The organism is Streptomyces sp. NPDC001920, from assembly GCF_053594495.1.
The window spans coordinates 26511-40772 of the sequence record NZ_JBSFEP010000026.1; the positions used below are offsets into that span (position 1 = coordinate 26511).

Consider the following 14262-nt stretch of genomic DNA (forward strand, 5'->3'; position numbering starts at 1 on the left):
TTTGTGTACCGCCGCGTCGAGGCGGCGGATGCGCGGTCAGCGGCTGGTTCCGGTGCGGTCGCGCCGGCTCAGCAGGCGCTGGGCGGCGGCGAGGCCGGGGGGCCGGTGCCGGTGCAGCGCTGCCCGGGCGGCGTTGGCTCCGGGGGCGCCGTGCACACCGCCGCCCGGGTGCGCCCCGGCGGAGGCGAGGAAGAGCCCGGGCACCGGTGTCTCGGGGCGTCCGGTGCCGGGGACGGGGCGGAGGACGAGCTGCTGGTGGATGGCGGTCGTACCGCCGTTGATGGCACCGGCGTGCAGGTTGCCGTCGAGCGCCTCCAGAGTGGGGGGCGCCAGGACGCGGCGGGCGCGTATCAGGGAGCGGAAGCCGGGCGCGAAGCGCTCCACCTGGCGTTCGACCCGGTCGGCCATGAGTTCCTGGTCCTTGGTGTCCCAGCTCCCGGTGATGCCCTCGTCGGCCGCGTCGGCGCCGATCTCGTGGGGCACGTGGGTGTAGGCCCAGGCCGATTCCGTGCCCAGCGGCGAACGGGTGGTGTCGGCTGTCGTCATCTGGCCGAACAGCAGGAACGGTCGGTCCGGGACCTGGCGCATGGCGATCTGCGCGGCGAAACGGGTGAGTTCGTCCATGCCGTCGGCGAGGTGCACGGTGCCGGCCCGGGTCGCCTGCTCCGCCCGCCAGGGCACGGGGCCGTCGAGGGCCCAGTCCACCTTGAAGGTGGCGAAGTCCCACTGGAACCGCCGCAGATCGTCCAGGAGCTGCGCGGGCAGGTGCTCGGGGTCGAGGAGGTCGCCGTACAGGGCGGGCACCGCCACGTCGGCCAGCACCGCCCGGCGCGCCGTCACCGCGTCACCGGCGACCGTCCGCACGCCCGCGGCCCGACCCTCGCGCACGACGACCCGCTCCACGCGCTGTCCGCAGCGCACCCGGCCGCCCAGGGATTCCAGGCGTCGGGTCAGGGCATGGGTCAGGGCGCCGGAGCCGCCGACCGGGACGGGGAAGCCGTACGTCTGTCCGAGCATGGCCATCAGCCAGCCGAAGCCACCGCTGCCGGCCGATTCCGGGGCGAGGTCGGCGTGCAGGGCGTTGCCGGCCAGCAGCAGTCGGCCGCCCTGGCCGCGGAACTCCTCCTCCCCCAGTCGGCGCACGGGCAGTATCAGGGTGCGTGCCAGACGCAGTCCGCCCGCGGCGCGCAGCCGTAGCGCCAGCCGGGCCCCGGCACGGACGGGCGGGAAGGGCGTGAACAAGGTGCCCAGGAGGTCGGAGTGGAGGCGCTGCCACACGTCGTGCAGCCGCCGCCAGGCGTCCCCGTCACCCGGTGCGAAGGCGTCGAGGGACGCGGCGGTGATCGCGACGTCACGGTCGAGCACGGCACAGCCGCCGTCGGTGAGGGGGTGGGCCAGCACGCTGGGCGCGTGGCTCCACCGCAGCCCGTGGTCCTCCAGGCGCAGGGCACGCAGCACCGGTGAGGCGGCGGCGAGGGGATAGAAGGAGCTGAAGAGGTCGCTGACGAAGGCGGGGTCGACGCCCCGGTCGTGGCGGACCGCGCCACCCGGTTCCGGCTGTTCCTCCAGCACCTCGACGCTCCACCCGGCGTCCGCCAGCACGTTGGCGGCCACCAGGCCGTTGGGGCCCGCGCCGATCACCACGGCGTCAGGCATGGCCGGCTCCGAAGGCGTCGGCCGCCGCGGGCTCCTCGGGTTCGGTGTGCCGGGCGTCGGGGGCCTCGTTCTCGCACAGCCTGGCCAGCCGGGTGAGCATGGCGCGGTGGCGCAGCTGGATCAGTGCCTCGAAGCCGACGTTGTGCAGTCGGCCGCCCGCTCCCTGCAGGGGGTGTTCGTCCACGATCACCAGGCAGTGCTCGCCCCAGGGCCGCAGCTCGATCGCGACGCGCGCGCTGCCCAGGGCACCGGCGTAGGCCTCCAGTTCGAGGCGGACGCCTTCCTCGCAGTGGCGTACGACGGTCTCGTTGGTCAGCCTGGCGGGGCCGAGCCGGACTTCGTAGCGGATGGCCGCGTCCAGGTGCGGCCACTGCCCGCGGACCGGTTCGGACCGTGAGGTTCCCACCACCCACTCCGCGTAACGGCTGCCGTCGGCCAGGACGGCCCACACGACGTTCGGGGGGACTCGGATCAGACGGTGGCGTACGGCCACGGAGACCTCCAGGGTGACTGGCCGGGATTGTCCGTCGGCCGGCCCCGAGTGCCCGCGCTGCGCTGATCCAACCGGCCCGGAGTGCTCGGTCCTCGCGGAGCTCCCGTTTTGTCACGCGGGTGTCTGGACCCCTGAGCCGTGCTGGTCCACGGTGGTCCCTCCTGACCGCCCGATCCTCGTGGAGGGGGACCGGAAGTGAGACGAAGGCGATTACTGGCAGGGGCGATCGGCGCGGCCTCGGGGATCGCGCTCGGCCCGGTTCCGTCCAGGGCCGACGGGCCGGCGCTGCGGGCCGAGGGCTGGCAGGCCGTCCCGGCGCCCGGCGGCACTCCCGCGGCGCAGTTGCGGCGCATCGCCGCCGCCGGGCCCGCCCTGGCCTGGGCCGTGGGTGAGGAGGGGCTCGCCGGACCGTCGCGGGGGCGAGGGCTGGGCATGCTGTGGGACGGCGGCGCCTGGACGAAGACCGACCTGACGCATCTGAACCACACCCGGCTGACCGATGTCGCCGGTGTCTGCGCCGGCGCCGCCTGGAGTGTGGGGCAGCCGGCCGGGAACGGCAGCCCGCTGCTGCGCTGGGACGGGAGCACCTGGCGAGAGGCCGCCTTCCCGGGCCTGGGTGAGCCCGGCGTCCGGCTGAGCGCGGTGGCGGTCGGATCCGACCGGCAGGTGTGGGTCTGCGGTACCCGGGGCGGCGCCGTCCGGCTGCTGCACGGGGACGGGCGGCGTTGGCGCTGGCTGGAGCCGCTGCCCGTCACGAGCGCGAACCTGTACCGGATCGTCGTGGCCGCGCCGGGTGAGCTCTGGGTGTGCGGTGACCAGTCGACCGGCGGCGGCTGGTCGGGGCTCGTGGCCCGCTGGGACGGGGCGTGGACGGTCCTCCCGCCGATCGCGGGTCTGCGCCTGAGCACCGCCGATCTGCACGCCGCCGGCCCGGGCGACGTGTGGGCGGTGGGCACCGAGGCCGGTGTCGGCGGGCCGCCCGGGCGCCCCGGCAACCCCGCCCTGAGCCACTGGGACGGCACGGCCTGGACCCGGCTGGAAGCGGGCTTCGTAGCCGGGTCCCTGACCGGCATCGCGGGTGACGCGCGGGGGCGCGCGGCGTGGATCTCGGGGTGGGATCACCAGGACCAGAGCCGCAGTACGTACCTGCGCCGGGACGGCGAGACCTGGACGGCCGTCCGGGGCCCGGCCGGTGCGGCACCGGCGCCGTACCTCAACGACGTGACGCCCGTTCCGGGCACCTCGGGGTTCTGGTCGGCGGGCATGACGAGCCCGGCCCCGGCGCCTTTGACCGAGGCCTACACCGAACGCCTCGACATCGGTCGGTGACGCCGGGCCCCTCGTGACGAGCCCGCCGGCGCGGTTGAGGGCGAGGTCACGGCACGGTGCTCCGTACGCTGATCAGGTCGGTCACCGCCGGGAGGCCGCCGTCGGCGAGAGCGGCGCGCTGGCGGTCCGCGCCGGTGCCGTCGCGCAGCAGCCGGTCCACCAGTGCGGTCACCTGGCGGGTGTCGCCGGCTTCGTCCAGCGCGTCGCCCACGTGGCTCATCAGCCGGTTCACCACGTCGCCTGCCGGACGCAGGGTGCCGCCGCCGGGGTCGACGAGGGTGTCGCCGAGGCCGTGCCGGGCGGCGTGCCACATGGCGGCCTGGAGCAGTTCCGGGTCGTGGTCGAGGGTCGGCGTTCCGGCGTCCGCCTCGGCCAGGGCGGTCGTCACCAGGGCCCGGATGGTCCCGGCGAGCATGACCGCCTCGTCGGCGCCCAGTTGGACGTCGGAGCACCGCACCTCGATGGTGGGGTAGCGGGGCGACAGCCGGGCCTGCCAGTACAGCTGGCCGGTGTCGGCGATCAGACCGGCGTCCGACAGCCGTTTCACGCGCCGCTCGTAGTCCCCGGCGTCCTGGAAGGACGGGGGCATGCCGCTGACCGGCCAGCGGCTGAAGACCACGGTGCGCCAGCTGCGGAAGCCGGTGTCATGGCCCTCCCACAGCGGGGAGTTGGCCGACATGGCGGTCAGCGTCGGCAGCCAGGTACGGATCCGGTTCAGGGCCTGTACGCCCGCCTCGGGGTCCGGCACGGCGACGTGCACGTGCATGCCGTTCACCAGCTGTTCCGCCACCAGCTGCGGCGCCTGGACGACCATGGCCCGGTAGCGGGCCTCGTCGGTGACGGCCACGGGACTGGCCCGCCGCAGCGGCCAGGTGCCGCAGGCCGCGAGCCGGCAGCCGCGTTCCTCGGCGGCGACCGCGACGGCGTGCCGCAGCCGCAGCAGGTGACCGCCCGCCTCCTCCAACGTGTCGCACACGGGAGTGGCCACCTCGATCTGGGCCTGGAGCAGCTCGTGCTGCACCTCCTGGTCGGCCACCAGGGGCCCCAGCCCTGCCGCGGCACGAACCTCCTCCGCCCGTGGCACCGGCAGACCCGTGGCCGGGTCGAGCAACAGGTACTCCTCTTCCACGCCGATCGTCGTCATCGACCGCCCTTTGTTCCACCCGGCACCGCCGGTCCCCGACGCGTCTGCTCGACGCACGACATACAGCGGTGACCTCCTCGAAAGGGGTCTCGCATGTGGGTGTCCGAGTGCCGCAACCGACGCACTACAAACCATGGGACAGCCGTGAAGAAGACCGCTGACCCGAAGCCGCCCGGCGAGCCGGTCACGCGGACGGTCCGGCGGACCGCCGGCGCGGCGCCGCGCGCGGCCGGGGTCGCGTCCGCTCCGCGGGCACGGGAACGGACCGCCTACGGCAGCCGACCGCGCGGACACGTCGGCCGCGTCGGCGCACGGGAGGCACCCGCCCCGCTGCCGCAGGCCCGCGGATCGGGTCCGGTCGCCGGGGCCCGGAGGTGGCGAGGGGCTGTGAGTTGCGCGGTCCGACCGCCGGAGTGACATTGCGAGGGAAGGCCTGCCGGGCATCGTTCACGGCAGGGAGGCCGGCCGGCGTGACAGGCCCGTGGATCCCGGAGGTGTCCGCTGCACACCCCGCTCTCCGTCCTCTTCGCGCTGTGCGCGGCGTTCAGCAACGCCGTCGCGACGGTGCTGCAGCGCAAGGCGGCGCTGACCGTGCCGCGCTCGGAGGGGCTGCGGGCGGGGCTGATCCTCGATCTGCTGCGCCGCCCGGTCTGGCTGGCCGGCATGCTCGCGGTGATCGCCGCGGCCGTCTGCCAGGCACTGGCGCTGGCCACGGGGCCGCTGACGATCGTGCAGCCGCTGTTCGTGCTGGAGTTGCCGCTCACCCTGATCGTCGCCTCGCTGCTGATGCACCGTCGTCTGGCGGGCGCGGGCTGGCGGTCCGTGGCGGTGGTCGTGGCGGGGCTGGCGCTCGCGCTCTTCGCCGCCTCCCCCTCCGGCGATCGCACCCATGTGGCACTGGACCGGTGGATCCCCGCGCTCACCGTGTGCGCGGGGCTGGTCGTCATGCTCGCTCTCGCGGCGCTGCGGCGCCCCGAAGGACGTGCCAGGGCGGCGTTCCTGGGCGCCGCGACGGCGATCAGTTACGCGGTGACCGCGGCGCTGATGAAGGCCGCCGTGCACATCCTCGAAGAGCAGGGGCTGGGCGGCTTCTTCTCCGCCTGGCAGACCTACGCGTTCGCGGCGACCGGCGTGTGCGCCCTGTTCCTGCTGGAGAACGCGATGCAGGCGGGCCCGCTGGTCGCCTCCCAGCCCGCCCTCACCCTCGGTGACGCGCTGGTCAGTCTCGCCCTGGGCGTCACGCTGTACGAGGAGGAGATCCGCTCCGGGTGGTGGCTGCTGCCGCAGCTTCTCGGTGTCGCGCTGGTCGCCGCCGGGGTTCTCGCCCTGGCGCGGATTCCGCTCGCCCAGGCGGTGGTGGCGCCGGAGGAGGTGCACCACGCGCCCTGAGGGCTGTCCTCAACGGGCCCTGAGGGCTGTTCCCCAACGGGATGAGTGCCGGGTTCCCGCCGTGATCGGCCCCGGGAGCAGTTTCGGTCTGTCCGGTTTTCTGGTGAACTACCACGCCAGTCATACCGACATGGCGGGGCTGGCACCTCCACCGTCACGACGGGCCGCGGCCGTCCCCGTCCAGCACCCCCAGCGCCTCTTCTGCCGACGCTCGGGTCGCCGCCCTCGGGTCGTCCGAGGCGAGGGCGGTGAGCCGGGCGCGCAGCCGCTCCTCGTCCTGCGGTCGCTTCCCGGTGGCCGCCAGCCAGTGGGCAAGGCTCTCCGCGGCGTGCTCGCGGACCGTCTCGTCCGGGTCGTCCAGGGCACGGACGAAGCGGGGCAGGTCCCGCTCGGTGTCCTCGTCCATGGCGTTGTCCGTGTCGAGCAGCGAGAGCGCGGCGGCCCGGACGGCGGGCGACGGGGTCCGGTCCGCCGTTCGCCGCAGCAGGGGCAGCGCTTCGGCGAGGCCGATGAGCGCGTCGTGGGTGCGCCACGTCGTGTTCGGGTCGGCGGCGAGATGGGCCACCAGCGCCCGGGCCACGGGACGGCATTCCCAGGGGCGGAGCCCGTTCTCCACCAGCGTGTCCAGGGCGTCCACCGCTCCCGCGCGCACCTCGCCGTCACCGTGGTCCAGGAGCGGCAGCAGCAGCCAGACGGCGTCCCAGCGCCCCGCCCGCCCGAGGGCCTTCGCGGCGGCCGCGCGGGTACGGCCCGTAAGGGAGGAGTCGATGACGGCCGTACGCAGCACCCAGACAGCGGTCCGCGTCCCCAGGGCTCCCAGCGCGTCGGCGGCCGACGGACCGGCGACGGCATCGTCGAGCCAGCGGGTCGCCGGCTCCAGCACGCGTTCCTCGCCCCGTCGGCCGAGCCCGTCCAGCAGCCAGGACGCGACCTGGGCGTCCCGTTCGGCCTCCAGAGCCTCGACCAGGGCGTCCCGCGTCCGCGCCCTCTCCACGTCGAGCAGTCGGCGAGCCACCGCGATCCGCACCTGGGCCGAATCGTCACCGAGGCCCGTGACCAGCGAGTCGAGGAGGCGCTCGGTCCATGCGCCGGGAAGCAGTCCGAGAGCCTCCACGCGAGCGGCTCCCTCTCCCCGCTCGGCCGCTCGGACCAGTTCGGCGTGCACGGCCGGATCGTCGCTCAGGCCGTGCACCCGGCTGCGGGCCCGTCCCCGCACGGCTCCTTCCGGGTCGCCCAGGAGTGCCACGAGCTGACGTACGTCGCCCGGCACGCCCAGGGCCTCCAAGCCGTCCAGGGCGTTGATCCGCAGGTGGTGGTCCAGATCGCCGAGCAGGCGGGAGAAGGCGTCCACGACCTCCGGGCCGTCGAGGCCGAGCAGGATCGCGGCGCGCGAGGCCCGGCGCCGTACCCAGGGATCCTCGTCCCCCATCAGGGCGGGCAGCACCGCACGGCCGACCTCGGCGACCGCGAGCCGGCCCAGCCCCAGGGCCACGGCTTCACGAACCTCGGGGGCACCGTCGTCAGCCGCGGCGGCGAGCACCGCGGCGTGTTCGTGGCGCCCGACCCTGCCCAGCCCCTTGGCCGCGGCCGCGCGCCGCCAGGTGTCGCCGTCCTTCAACTCGCGCAGGAAGAAGGCGATCTGCTGTTCCGACCCCATGAGCACCCCGGTGACTCAGACCGGTGAGCGGGCCCGACGTTGTACGCGGGGCCGTCATCACTTCATCCGCAGCCGGGCGGCCAGCCCTTCGAAGTAGCTGCGGTGCACCGCGGTCAGGTCCACCTGGTCGGGATCCAGCAGCCACAGCAGGTGGGCGCCCTCGATGAACGCGGCCGTCTCCGCGGCCAGCGTGGCCGCGTCCAGGTCGGCGGGGGCCGTGCCGTCGGCCGCGGCGCGGGTGAACAGGGCGGCGAGATGGGTCCGCAGGCCCCGGCCGCGGTCCCGGAACCAGGTGTGGAGCACGGAACCGGGCTCCAGGTTCTCCGCGGTGAGCGTGGTGTGCAGGGCGGCCAGTTCGCGTTCGGCGGCGGCGGTGTGCGCGGCGTCCCGCACGAACCAGTCGAATGCCTGGTCGAGGGTGGGTTCGGCATCCCGGGTGATGGACAGCCGTTCGAGGGCGCGCCGGTCGGCCTCCTCCAGGACGGCTCGTACGAGTCCGTCCTTGCTGCCGAAGTGATGGATGAGGGCGGAGGGGGTGGCGCCGGCCCGCTCGGCGATCGCCGCCACCCCGGTGCCGCGCACCCCCTGGCGCGCGAACAGCTCGATCGCGGCGTCCACCATGGCGCGGCGACGTTCCACGCCCCGCTTCTGCACCTGCCCCTTGACTCCGGCCATGGGGATCAGGGTGCCCGGGCGGCCCGGGCACGTCCAACTCGGGGGTCGTGCCGGGAAATCGGGTGCGGGGTTCGCACCAAGCCATTATCTTGAACGACCATGCAGGAAAATAAGACGAAGAACGAGTACCTGACGGGCCGCGAGCGGATCGTCCGCACGGACGGACTTCAGCTCTGGGCAGAGGACTTCGGGGACGCCGGTCACCCCACGGCGCTGCTGGTGATGGGAGCCCAGGCGCAGGGCGTCCAGTGGAACGACGGCCTCGTCCGTCGCCTGGTCGAGGGGGGTCTGCGGGTCATCCGCTACGACCACCGGGACACGGGGCGCTCTTCCAGGGTCGACTTCGCCGCCCGGCCGTACACCGTCGCCGACATGGCCTCCGACGCGCTCGCCGTCCTGGACGCGTTCGAGGTGGACCGAGCCCATCTGGTCGGCGCGTCCCTGGGCGGTGTCATCGCGCAGCGCCTGGCGGTCACCCATCCGCACCGGGTGTTGACCTTGACCAGCCTGTCGTCGCAGCCGCTGGGCACGGACACGGCGTCGGCGGTGCAGCGCGCCCTGGCGGGAGCACCGCCACTTCCCGGCGAACTGTGTGGGCGCGGTGACCGAGGACAGCTGTGCCGTGTCGTCCCCGCCGGCGGCCCCGGCGAGCACGCGGAGGCCACCGCGGCCGCCGTCCCGGGCGCCCGGCTGGTCCTGATCGAGGGCATGGGCCACGCCCTGCCCGCGGCCCTGGACGACCGCCTGGCCGGCGAGATCCTGCACCACACGGCGTCCGCGGCCCGCGACGAGCGGGAGGAGTGAGGCCGGGGAGCCCCCAGCTCCGCGAAGACGGCGGCGACCCGCCGGCAGACCCGCACGGCTGAAAGGCGCTACTCCAACGGGTGGGCCCGGTGCGGGTTGGCCGGGGTCCCGCCCATCGCTCCTTGAGGATCTTGGTCGTCCGCTGGTGACCTGATCCGACTAGGAGCGGAAGAATGTCACATCGTCTTGCCCGACCCACGCCGCGTTCCCGACTGCTCACCTGGTGGGCGGCCGTCAGCGCGGTGACGGCCCTGACGCTCGGCCTGCCGGGTGAGTCGGTCGCGGCCGACGCCCCGAACCCGCCTGTGGGGGCGGCCCTCTCCGCCCCCACGGCCTTCGTCCGGGGCACCCTCCGCCCGGACGCCCCGCCGGCCGGGGCGAACGACTGGACGTGCCGGCCGAGCGCCACGCATCCCCGCCCCGTCGTCCTGCTGCACGCCACCTACACGAACGCCCACATGAACTGGAGCATGCTGTCCCCCCTGCTGAAGCGGGCCGGATACTGCGTCTTCGCTCCGAACTACGGCGGGGAGCCGGGAGTTCCGTTCAAGGCCACGCGGCACATCCCCGACTCCGCCCGCGAGATCGCCCGTTACGTCGACCGGGTGCTCGCCGCCACCGGCGCCCGGCAGGTCGACCTGGTGGGGCACTCCCAGGGCGGTGGTGTGCTGCCTCGGTGGTACCTGCGCTTCGAGGGAGGCACGAACCCCGCGAAGCCGGCGCGCAACAAGGTGCGTCGACTCATCGGGCTGGCGCCGTCGAACCACGGCGCCACGGTCTCCGGCCTGGGCACCCTCACGACCGAACTGGGCCTCGATCCCACGGTGTCCCTCGTGGCGGGGCAGGCGTACGCGGACCAGATGGTCGGGTCCGAGGTGCATACCACACTCGACCGGGGCGGTGACACGCAGCCGGGAGTCGCCTACACCGTGATCGCCACCAGATACGACGAGGTCGTCACGCCGTTCCACAACCAGTTCCTCACCCCGGGGCGGGGCGCGACCGTGCGGAACATCACCATTCAGGAAATCTGCCCCCAGGACCTCTCCGAACACATCTCGATCGCCTACGACTCCAACGCCCACCAACTCGTCCTCAACGCGCTCGACCCCGCCCACGCCGAACCCGTGCACTGCCGCTTCTCGGGACCCCTGATCGGCGGCTGAGAACGGGGCCTTCCTCCAGATCGCCCGCACGCCCCCGCCGGTGCACAGCTCACCGGCGGGGGCGTCCCGTTTCCCCGGGCGGGCATTCCACCCGTTCCAGTGCATCATGTCCACGACGGGTGACGGCACATGGACGTTCGTCAACGCCGCCACCGGCCGACTGCTCGACGTCTCCGGACACGCCACGGCGGACGGCTCCCGGGTGACGACATGGACGCCCACGTCGGGCACGAACCAGCGCTGGGCCGTGACCGACGAGACGACGCCGCGCTCCTGAACCGCGGGGCGTCGTCGCGATGCCGCCTGCCGCGTCCCCCAGGGCCGCGGCAGGCGGCGGGCCGTGGACCGGGCAGCGGAACCGGCGCCCGGGCCGGCAGCGTCCGTCGAACTGCGCAAGATCGTCGGTCGACGCGAAGGAGTCCTGGGGTGACCGGTACAGCCACTCGTTTCCTCCATCTGGTCCGGCACGCGGAGGCGTCCGCGGACGGGAGCGGCCTGACGGATGCGGGCCGTCGGCAGGCGACGCTGCTCGGCGAGCGGCTCAAGGACATCCCGTTCGCCGCCGTCCACCACGGTCCGCTGCCCCGGGCCGAGCAGACCGCGCGGCTGATCGGTGATCAGCTGAAGGACGTCCCGCTGCACGTCTCGGACGTCGCCGGTGACTACGTCCCCCACATGCCGGCGAGGGAGGAGCTCCCGGCGGAGTCGGCGGACCACTACCTCCGCTTTCTCGCCGACGCCTCCGAGGAGGAACGGCGGCACGGACCCGCGCTGGCCCGCCGCGCCCTGGAGCTGTTCACCGGCCCGGTGGAGGGCGAGGAGGACCGGCACGAACTGGTCGTCACGCACAACTTCCTGGTGGCCTGGCTCGTCCGGGACGCCATGCACGCGCCGAAGTGGCGCTGGCTCGGCCTCAACCACGCCAACGCCGCGCTCACCGTCATCCGCTACGCGCCCGGGCGCCCGGCCACCGTCCTGGTCGCCAACGACATGCGGCACCTTCCCGCCGGACTGCGCTGGACCGGGTTTCCCCCCGAGTTGCACGTCTGACCGGCCCTGCCGAGCCCCGGCACACGGCTGAAGTGCCGGTCGACCGGCAAGGCATCTCGACTCATCGGGCCGAAGCTGGCACCGTAAACGCCCATGAATCTGACCAAAACCGGGCAAAAGGCAAGCTCGGTGCGCTGGAGGCTCGTGCTGGCCAGCACCACCATGCTCTTCGTGGAGCTGGCGCTGATCAGATGGGCGGGAGCGAACGTCGTCCACCTCAGCTACTTCTCGAACTTCATCCTGCTGGGGTCGTTCCTCGGCATCGGCATCGGCTTCCTGATCCCCGCCGCGCGCGGGCAGTGGCTCAAACGCTGGACGCCGATCCCGCTCGCGCTCCTCGTCGTCCTCGTCCGCGCGTATCCGGTGCAGGTGCGTCAGAGCAGCAGCGAGGTCATCTACTTCACCGCCGTGAAGACCACGGGACTGCCCCAGTGGGTGACGCTGCCGGCCATCTTCCTGCTCACCGCGGTGATCATGGCCGGCATCGGGAAGATCACCGCCGACCTCTTCCGTCAACTTCCCTCGCTCGACGCCTACCGCTACGACCTGCTCGGCAGCATCACCGGGTCGGTCTCCTTCGCCGTGCTGTCCTGGCTGCGGGCCCCCTCGGTGGTGTGGGGCGTCCTCGCCGCCGTGGCGCTGCTGATCCTCGGCGGGCGCCGCAACACCCTGCTGTACGGCATCCCCCTCACGGCGATGGTCGCCGCGCTGTTCCTGGAGACGACCACGACCGGCATCTCCTGGTCGCCGTACTACAAGATCGAGCTCAAGCCCTCGCCGACGACCACCCGGACGTACTACATCTCCGCCAACGGCGTCCCGCACCAGAGCACCGCGCCGCTCCAGGTGCTGCTGAGGGAGAACTCGCCGTACCGGCAGGCGTACGACCAGACACCCCGCAATCCGCACAAGCGCGTGCTGATCATCGGCGCCGGGAACGGCAACGACGTCGCGGTCGCGCTGGCGCAGGGGGCGGAGCGCGTGGACGCCGTCGAGATCGACCCCCGGCTGCAGGAGATCGGCGCCACCCTGCACCCCGCCCGGCCCTACGACGACCCCCGGGTGCACGTGTACATCGACGACGGGCGAGCGTTCCTGGAGCGGACGAACGCCAAGTACGACCTCATCGTCCTGGCGCTCCCGGACTCCCTGACCCTGGTGTCGGGCGCGAGCAATCTGCGGCTGGAGAGCTATCTGTTCACCCGTCAGGCGTTCGAGGCCGCCCGCGACCACCTGACGCCGGACGGCGCGTTCGCCATGTACAACTACTACCGGCAGGCCTGGCTGGTGGACCGCTTCGCCGGTGACCTCGACGAACTGTACGGCCACGCCCCCTGCATGACGACGTTCAAGCGGAACGCGGCCGTACTGGTGGCCGGGATGACACCTGCCGACCAGTCCTGCAAGCAGACCTGGAAGCCCAGCGGCCCGGTCCCGGCGGCCGCGAGCGACGACCACCCCTTCCCGTATCTGCTGCACCGGACGATCCCCACCATCTACCTGGGCGCGTTGGGCGCGATCCTGCTGGTGACGCTGGTCTCGGTGCGGCTGACCGGGGTACGGATCCGCAGCACGCTCCGCTACGTCGACATGTTCCTGCTCGGCGCGGCCTTCATGCTGCTCGAAACGAAGAACGTGATCGGCTTCGCGCTGTACTTCGGTACCACCTGGCTGGTCAACGCCCTCGTCTTCTTCGGGGTGCTGCTCTCGGTCCTGGCCGCGGTCGAGGTGCGCCGCAGACTGCGCCGGGTCAACATGCTGCTCCTGCAGTTCATGCTCTTCGGCTCCCTCGCGGTGGCCTGGCTCGTGCCGACGCAGGCCGTGCTCTCGCTGCCGTTCGCGGGGCGGCTCGCCGCGGCCATCGCCCTGGCCTTCGCGCCCATCTTCTGCGCCAACCTCATCTTCTCCGACCGCCTCGCGCAGGCCCCCGACCCGACATCGGCGTTCGGCGCCAACCTCCTGGGGGCGCTGACCGGCGGCGCGCTGGAGTACCTGGCCCTGGTGACGGGCTATCAGGCGCTGCTGCTGATCGTCGCCGCCCTGTACCTGGGGGCGTGCGTCGCCATGCGCTACGCCGGGCGGGGGCCGGGCGGCCAGGCCACTGCGGAACCGGACCAGACGCTGGCCGCCAAAACCTAGCCCGGACGGCGGCCCGGGTGGTCGGCGGAGCCGGCGGCGCTCAGGGGCCGGGCGCCCGTCGGGACGCAGGGTGGGCCACATAGCCGCCGATGGAGGCCAGGACCCCGGCCGCGGCGACCAGCAGCGCCGCGGTCAGGCCCACCCGCAGCAACAGCGTGCCGACGGCAGCACCGGCGAAGACCGCCAGGACGGCGGCGGCACGCAACGGCTGGGCGGAGTCGGGTGTGCCACCGCCCAGTGCCGACTTCCTGATCCAGGTGACCAGCGTGCCGGTCACCAGCGTGGTGTTGAGCATCGCCCCGAGCCGCCACATCGTCGCGCTGCGCACACCCATCGCCAACGCGGTCAGCGCGACCACCGCGTAATGCCTCGGCACGAGATGACCGGTCACCGTGCGCAGCCCGACCGCTGCCAGGGCGGCGGTCACCAGCAGCAGGGACGCGACCGTGGCGGAGGCCAGCAGCCAGCGGCGATGACGGCCGGCCTCGGCGACGCCCAGGCGGCTGCCGGCCACCGCACCGACCGCGAACCCGGCGAGTGCCGTGAGCGACCCTAGGGGTTGCAGTCCTTCGCCACCGGCGAGCGCGAAGCCGAGGAAGAGGATGTTGCCCGTCATGAACGCGGTGAAGACCTGCCCGAGTCCCATGAAGGCCACCGCGTCGACGATCCCCGTGACCAGGGTCAGAGCGACCAGCGCCTTCGGCAGCGGATCGGACCGGTCCGACACGGGCACGCGCCGTCGTCTGCGTGGATGTCCTTC

12 protein-coding genes and 1 pseudogene are annotated in these 14262 nt (G+C 73.3%); 7 read left to right on the plus strand and 6 right to left on the minus strand.

Annotation, left to right across the window (positions count from 1 at the left end; genetic code table 11):
- Positions 1 to 36 precede the first annotated feature (36 nt).
- Both ACWCPI_RS33935 and ACWCPI_RS33940 read right to left on the minus strand, forming a co-directional pair.
- A complete protein-coding gene (locus tag ACWCPI_RS33935) occupies positions 37 to 1656 on the minus strand; it encodes a phytoene desaturase family protein (RefSeq protein ID WP_451041794.1) in 1620 nt (539 codons plus the stop codon).
- Positions 1649 to 2149, minus strand: a complete 501-nt coding sequence (locus ACWCPI_RS33940) for an SRPBCC family protein (RefSeq protein ID WP_451041795.1) — start codon at positions 2147 to 2149, stop codon at positions 1649 to 1651. The genes ACWCPI_RS33935 and ACWCPI_RS33940 overlap by 8 nt, the downstream gene beginning before the upstream one ends.
- A 195-nt stretch (positions 2150 to 2344) precedes the next feature.
- On the opposite strand from ACWCPI_RS33940, the gene ACWCPI_RS33945 reads away from it, so the two are divergent.
- Positions 2345 to 3478, plus strand: coding sequence for a hypothetical protein (locus ACWCPI_RS33945; protein WP_451041796.1), 1134 nt, complete (start codon positions 2345 to 2347; stop codon positions 3476 to 3478).
- A gap of 46 nt (positions 3479 to 3524) precedes the next feature.
- On the opposite strand, the gene ACWCPI_RS33950 is transcribed toward ACWCPI_RS33945, so the two are convergent.
- Positions 3525 to 4622 (minus strand): carboxylate-amine ligase, encoded by a 1098-nt coding sequence (locus ACWCPI_RS33950; protein ID WP_451041797.1) that lies wholly within the window; start codon positions 4620 to 4622, stop codon positions 3525 to 3527.
- Positions 4623 to 5123: 501 nt separating this feature from the next.
- On the opposite strand from ACWCPI_RS33950, the gene ACWCPI_RS33955 reads away from it, so the two are divergent.
- Complete coding sequence (locus ACWCPI_RS33955) at positions 5124 to 6011, plus strand: DMT family transporter (protein WP_451041855.1); 888 nt, start codon at positions 5124 to 5126, stop codon at positions 6009 to 6011.
- A 154-nt stretch (positions 6012 to 6165) separates the two neighbouring features.
- On the opposite strand, the gene ACWCPI_RS33960 is transcribed toward ACWCPI_RS33955, so the two are convergent.
- Together ACWCPI_RS33960 and ACWCPI_RS33965 are read right to left on the minus strand one after the other, a co-directional pair.
- Complete coding sequence (locus tag ACWCPI_RS33960) at positions 6166 to 7668, minus strand: HEAT repeat domain-containing protein (RefSeq protein ID WP_451041798.1); 1503 nt, start codon at positions 7666 to 7668, stop codon at positions 6166 to 6168.
- Positions 7669 to 7725: 57 nt separating this feature from the next.
- Positions 7726 to 8343 carry a TetR/AcrR family transcriptional regulator gene (locus ACWCPI_RS33965; RefSeq protein WP_451041799.1) on the minus strand — a complete coding sequence of 206 codons (618 nt, stop codon included), beginning with the start codon at positions 8341 to 8343 and terminating at the stop codon, positions 7726 to 7728.
- Between the two features lie 99 nt (positions 8344 to 8442).
- Between ACWCPI_RS33965 and ACWCPI_RS33970 the strand changes: the two genes are divergently transcribed.
- From ACWCPI_RS33970 to ACWCPI_RS33990, 5 genes and pseudogenes are all read left to right on the plus strand, one after another.
- Entirely contained in the window at positions 8443 to 9147 is a 705-nt protein-coding gene (locus ACWCPI_RS33970; protein WP_451041800.1) for an alpha/beta fold hydrolase, read from the plus strand.
- 173 nt (positions 9148 to 9320) lie between these two features.
- Entirely contained in the window at positions 9321 to 10313 is a 993-nt protein-coding gene (locus tag ACWCPI_RS33975) for an alpha/beta fold hydrolase (protein ID WP_451041801.1), read from the plus strand.
- 97 nt (positions 10314 to 10410) lie between these two features.
- Positions 10411 to 10590: pseudogene (locus tag ACWCPI_RS33980) on the plus strand (RICIN domain-containing protein); the annotation flags it as partial.
- Between the two features lie 149 nt (positions 10591 to 10739).
- Positions 10740 to 11363, plus strand: coding sequence for a histidine phosphatase family protein (locus tag ACWCPI_RS33985; protein ID WP_451041802.1), 624 nt, complete (start codon positions 10740 to 10742; stop codon positions 11361 to 11363).
- Between the two features lie 93 nt (positions 11364 to 11456).
- On the plus strand, positions 11457 to 13502 hold the full coding sequence (locus tag ACWCPI_RS33990; RefSeq protein WP_451041803.1) for a spermidine synthase: 2046 nt from the start codon (positions 11457 to 11459) through the stop codon (positions 13500 to 13502).
- 40 nt (positions 13503 to 13542) lie between these two features.
- Here ACWCPI_RS33990 and ACWCPI_RS33995 read toward each other — a convergent pair whose 3' ends face one another.
- Positions 13543 to 14235 (minus strand): YoaK family protein, encoded by a 693-nt coding sequence (locus ACWCPI_RS33995; protein ID WP_451041804.1) that lies wholly within the window; start codon positions 14233 to 14235, stop codon positions 13543 to 13545.
- Positions 14236 to 14262: the final 27 nt, after the last annotated feature.

Bases quoted from the DNA above. Each gene is read 5' to 3' on its own strand.
- ACWCPI_RS33975 (WP_451041801.1), top strand. From the start codon at position 9,321: ATGTCACATCGTCTTGCCCGACCCACGCCGCGTTCCCGACTGCTCACC.
- ACWCPI_RS33935 (WP_451041794.1), bottom strand. From the start codon at position 1,656: ATGCCTGACGCCGTGGTGATCGGCGCGGGCCCCAACGGCCTGGTGGCC.
- ACWCPI_RS33950 (WP_451041797.1), bottom strand. From the start codon at position 4,622: ATGACGACGATCGGCGTGGAAGAGGAGTACCTGTTGCTCGACCCGGCC.
- ACWCPI_RS33990 (WP_451041803.1), top strand. From the start codon at position 11,457: ATGAATCTGACCAAAACCGGGCAAAAGGCAAGCTCGGTGCGCTGGAGG.
- ACWCPI_RS33970 (WP_451041800.1), top strand. From the start codon at position 8,443: ATGCAGGAAAATAAGACGAAGAACGAGTACCTGACGGGCCGCGAGCGG.
- ACWCPI_RS33965 (WP_451041799.1), bottom strand. From the start codon at position 8,343: ATGGCCGGAGTCAAGGGGCAGGTGCAGAAGCGGGGCGTGGAACGTCGC.
- ACWCPI_RS33960 (WP_451041798.1), bottom strand. From the start codon at position 7,668: ATGGGGTCGGAACAGCAGATCGCCTTCTTCCTGCGCGAGTTGAAGGAC.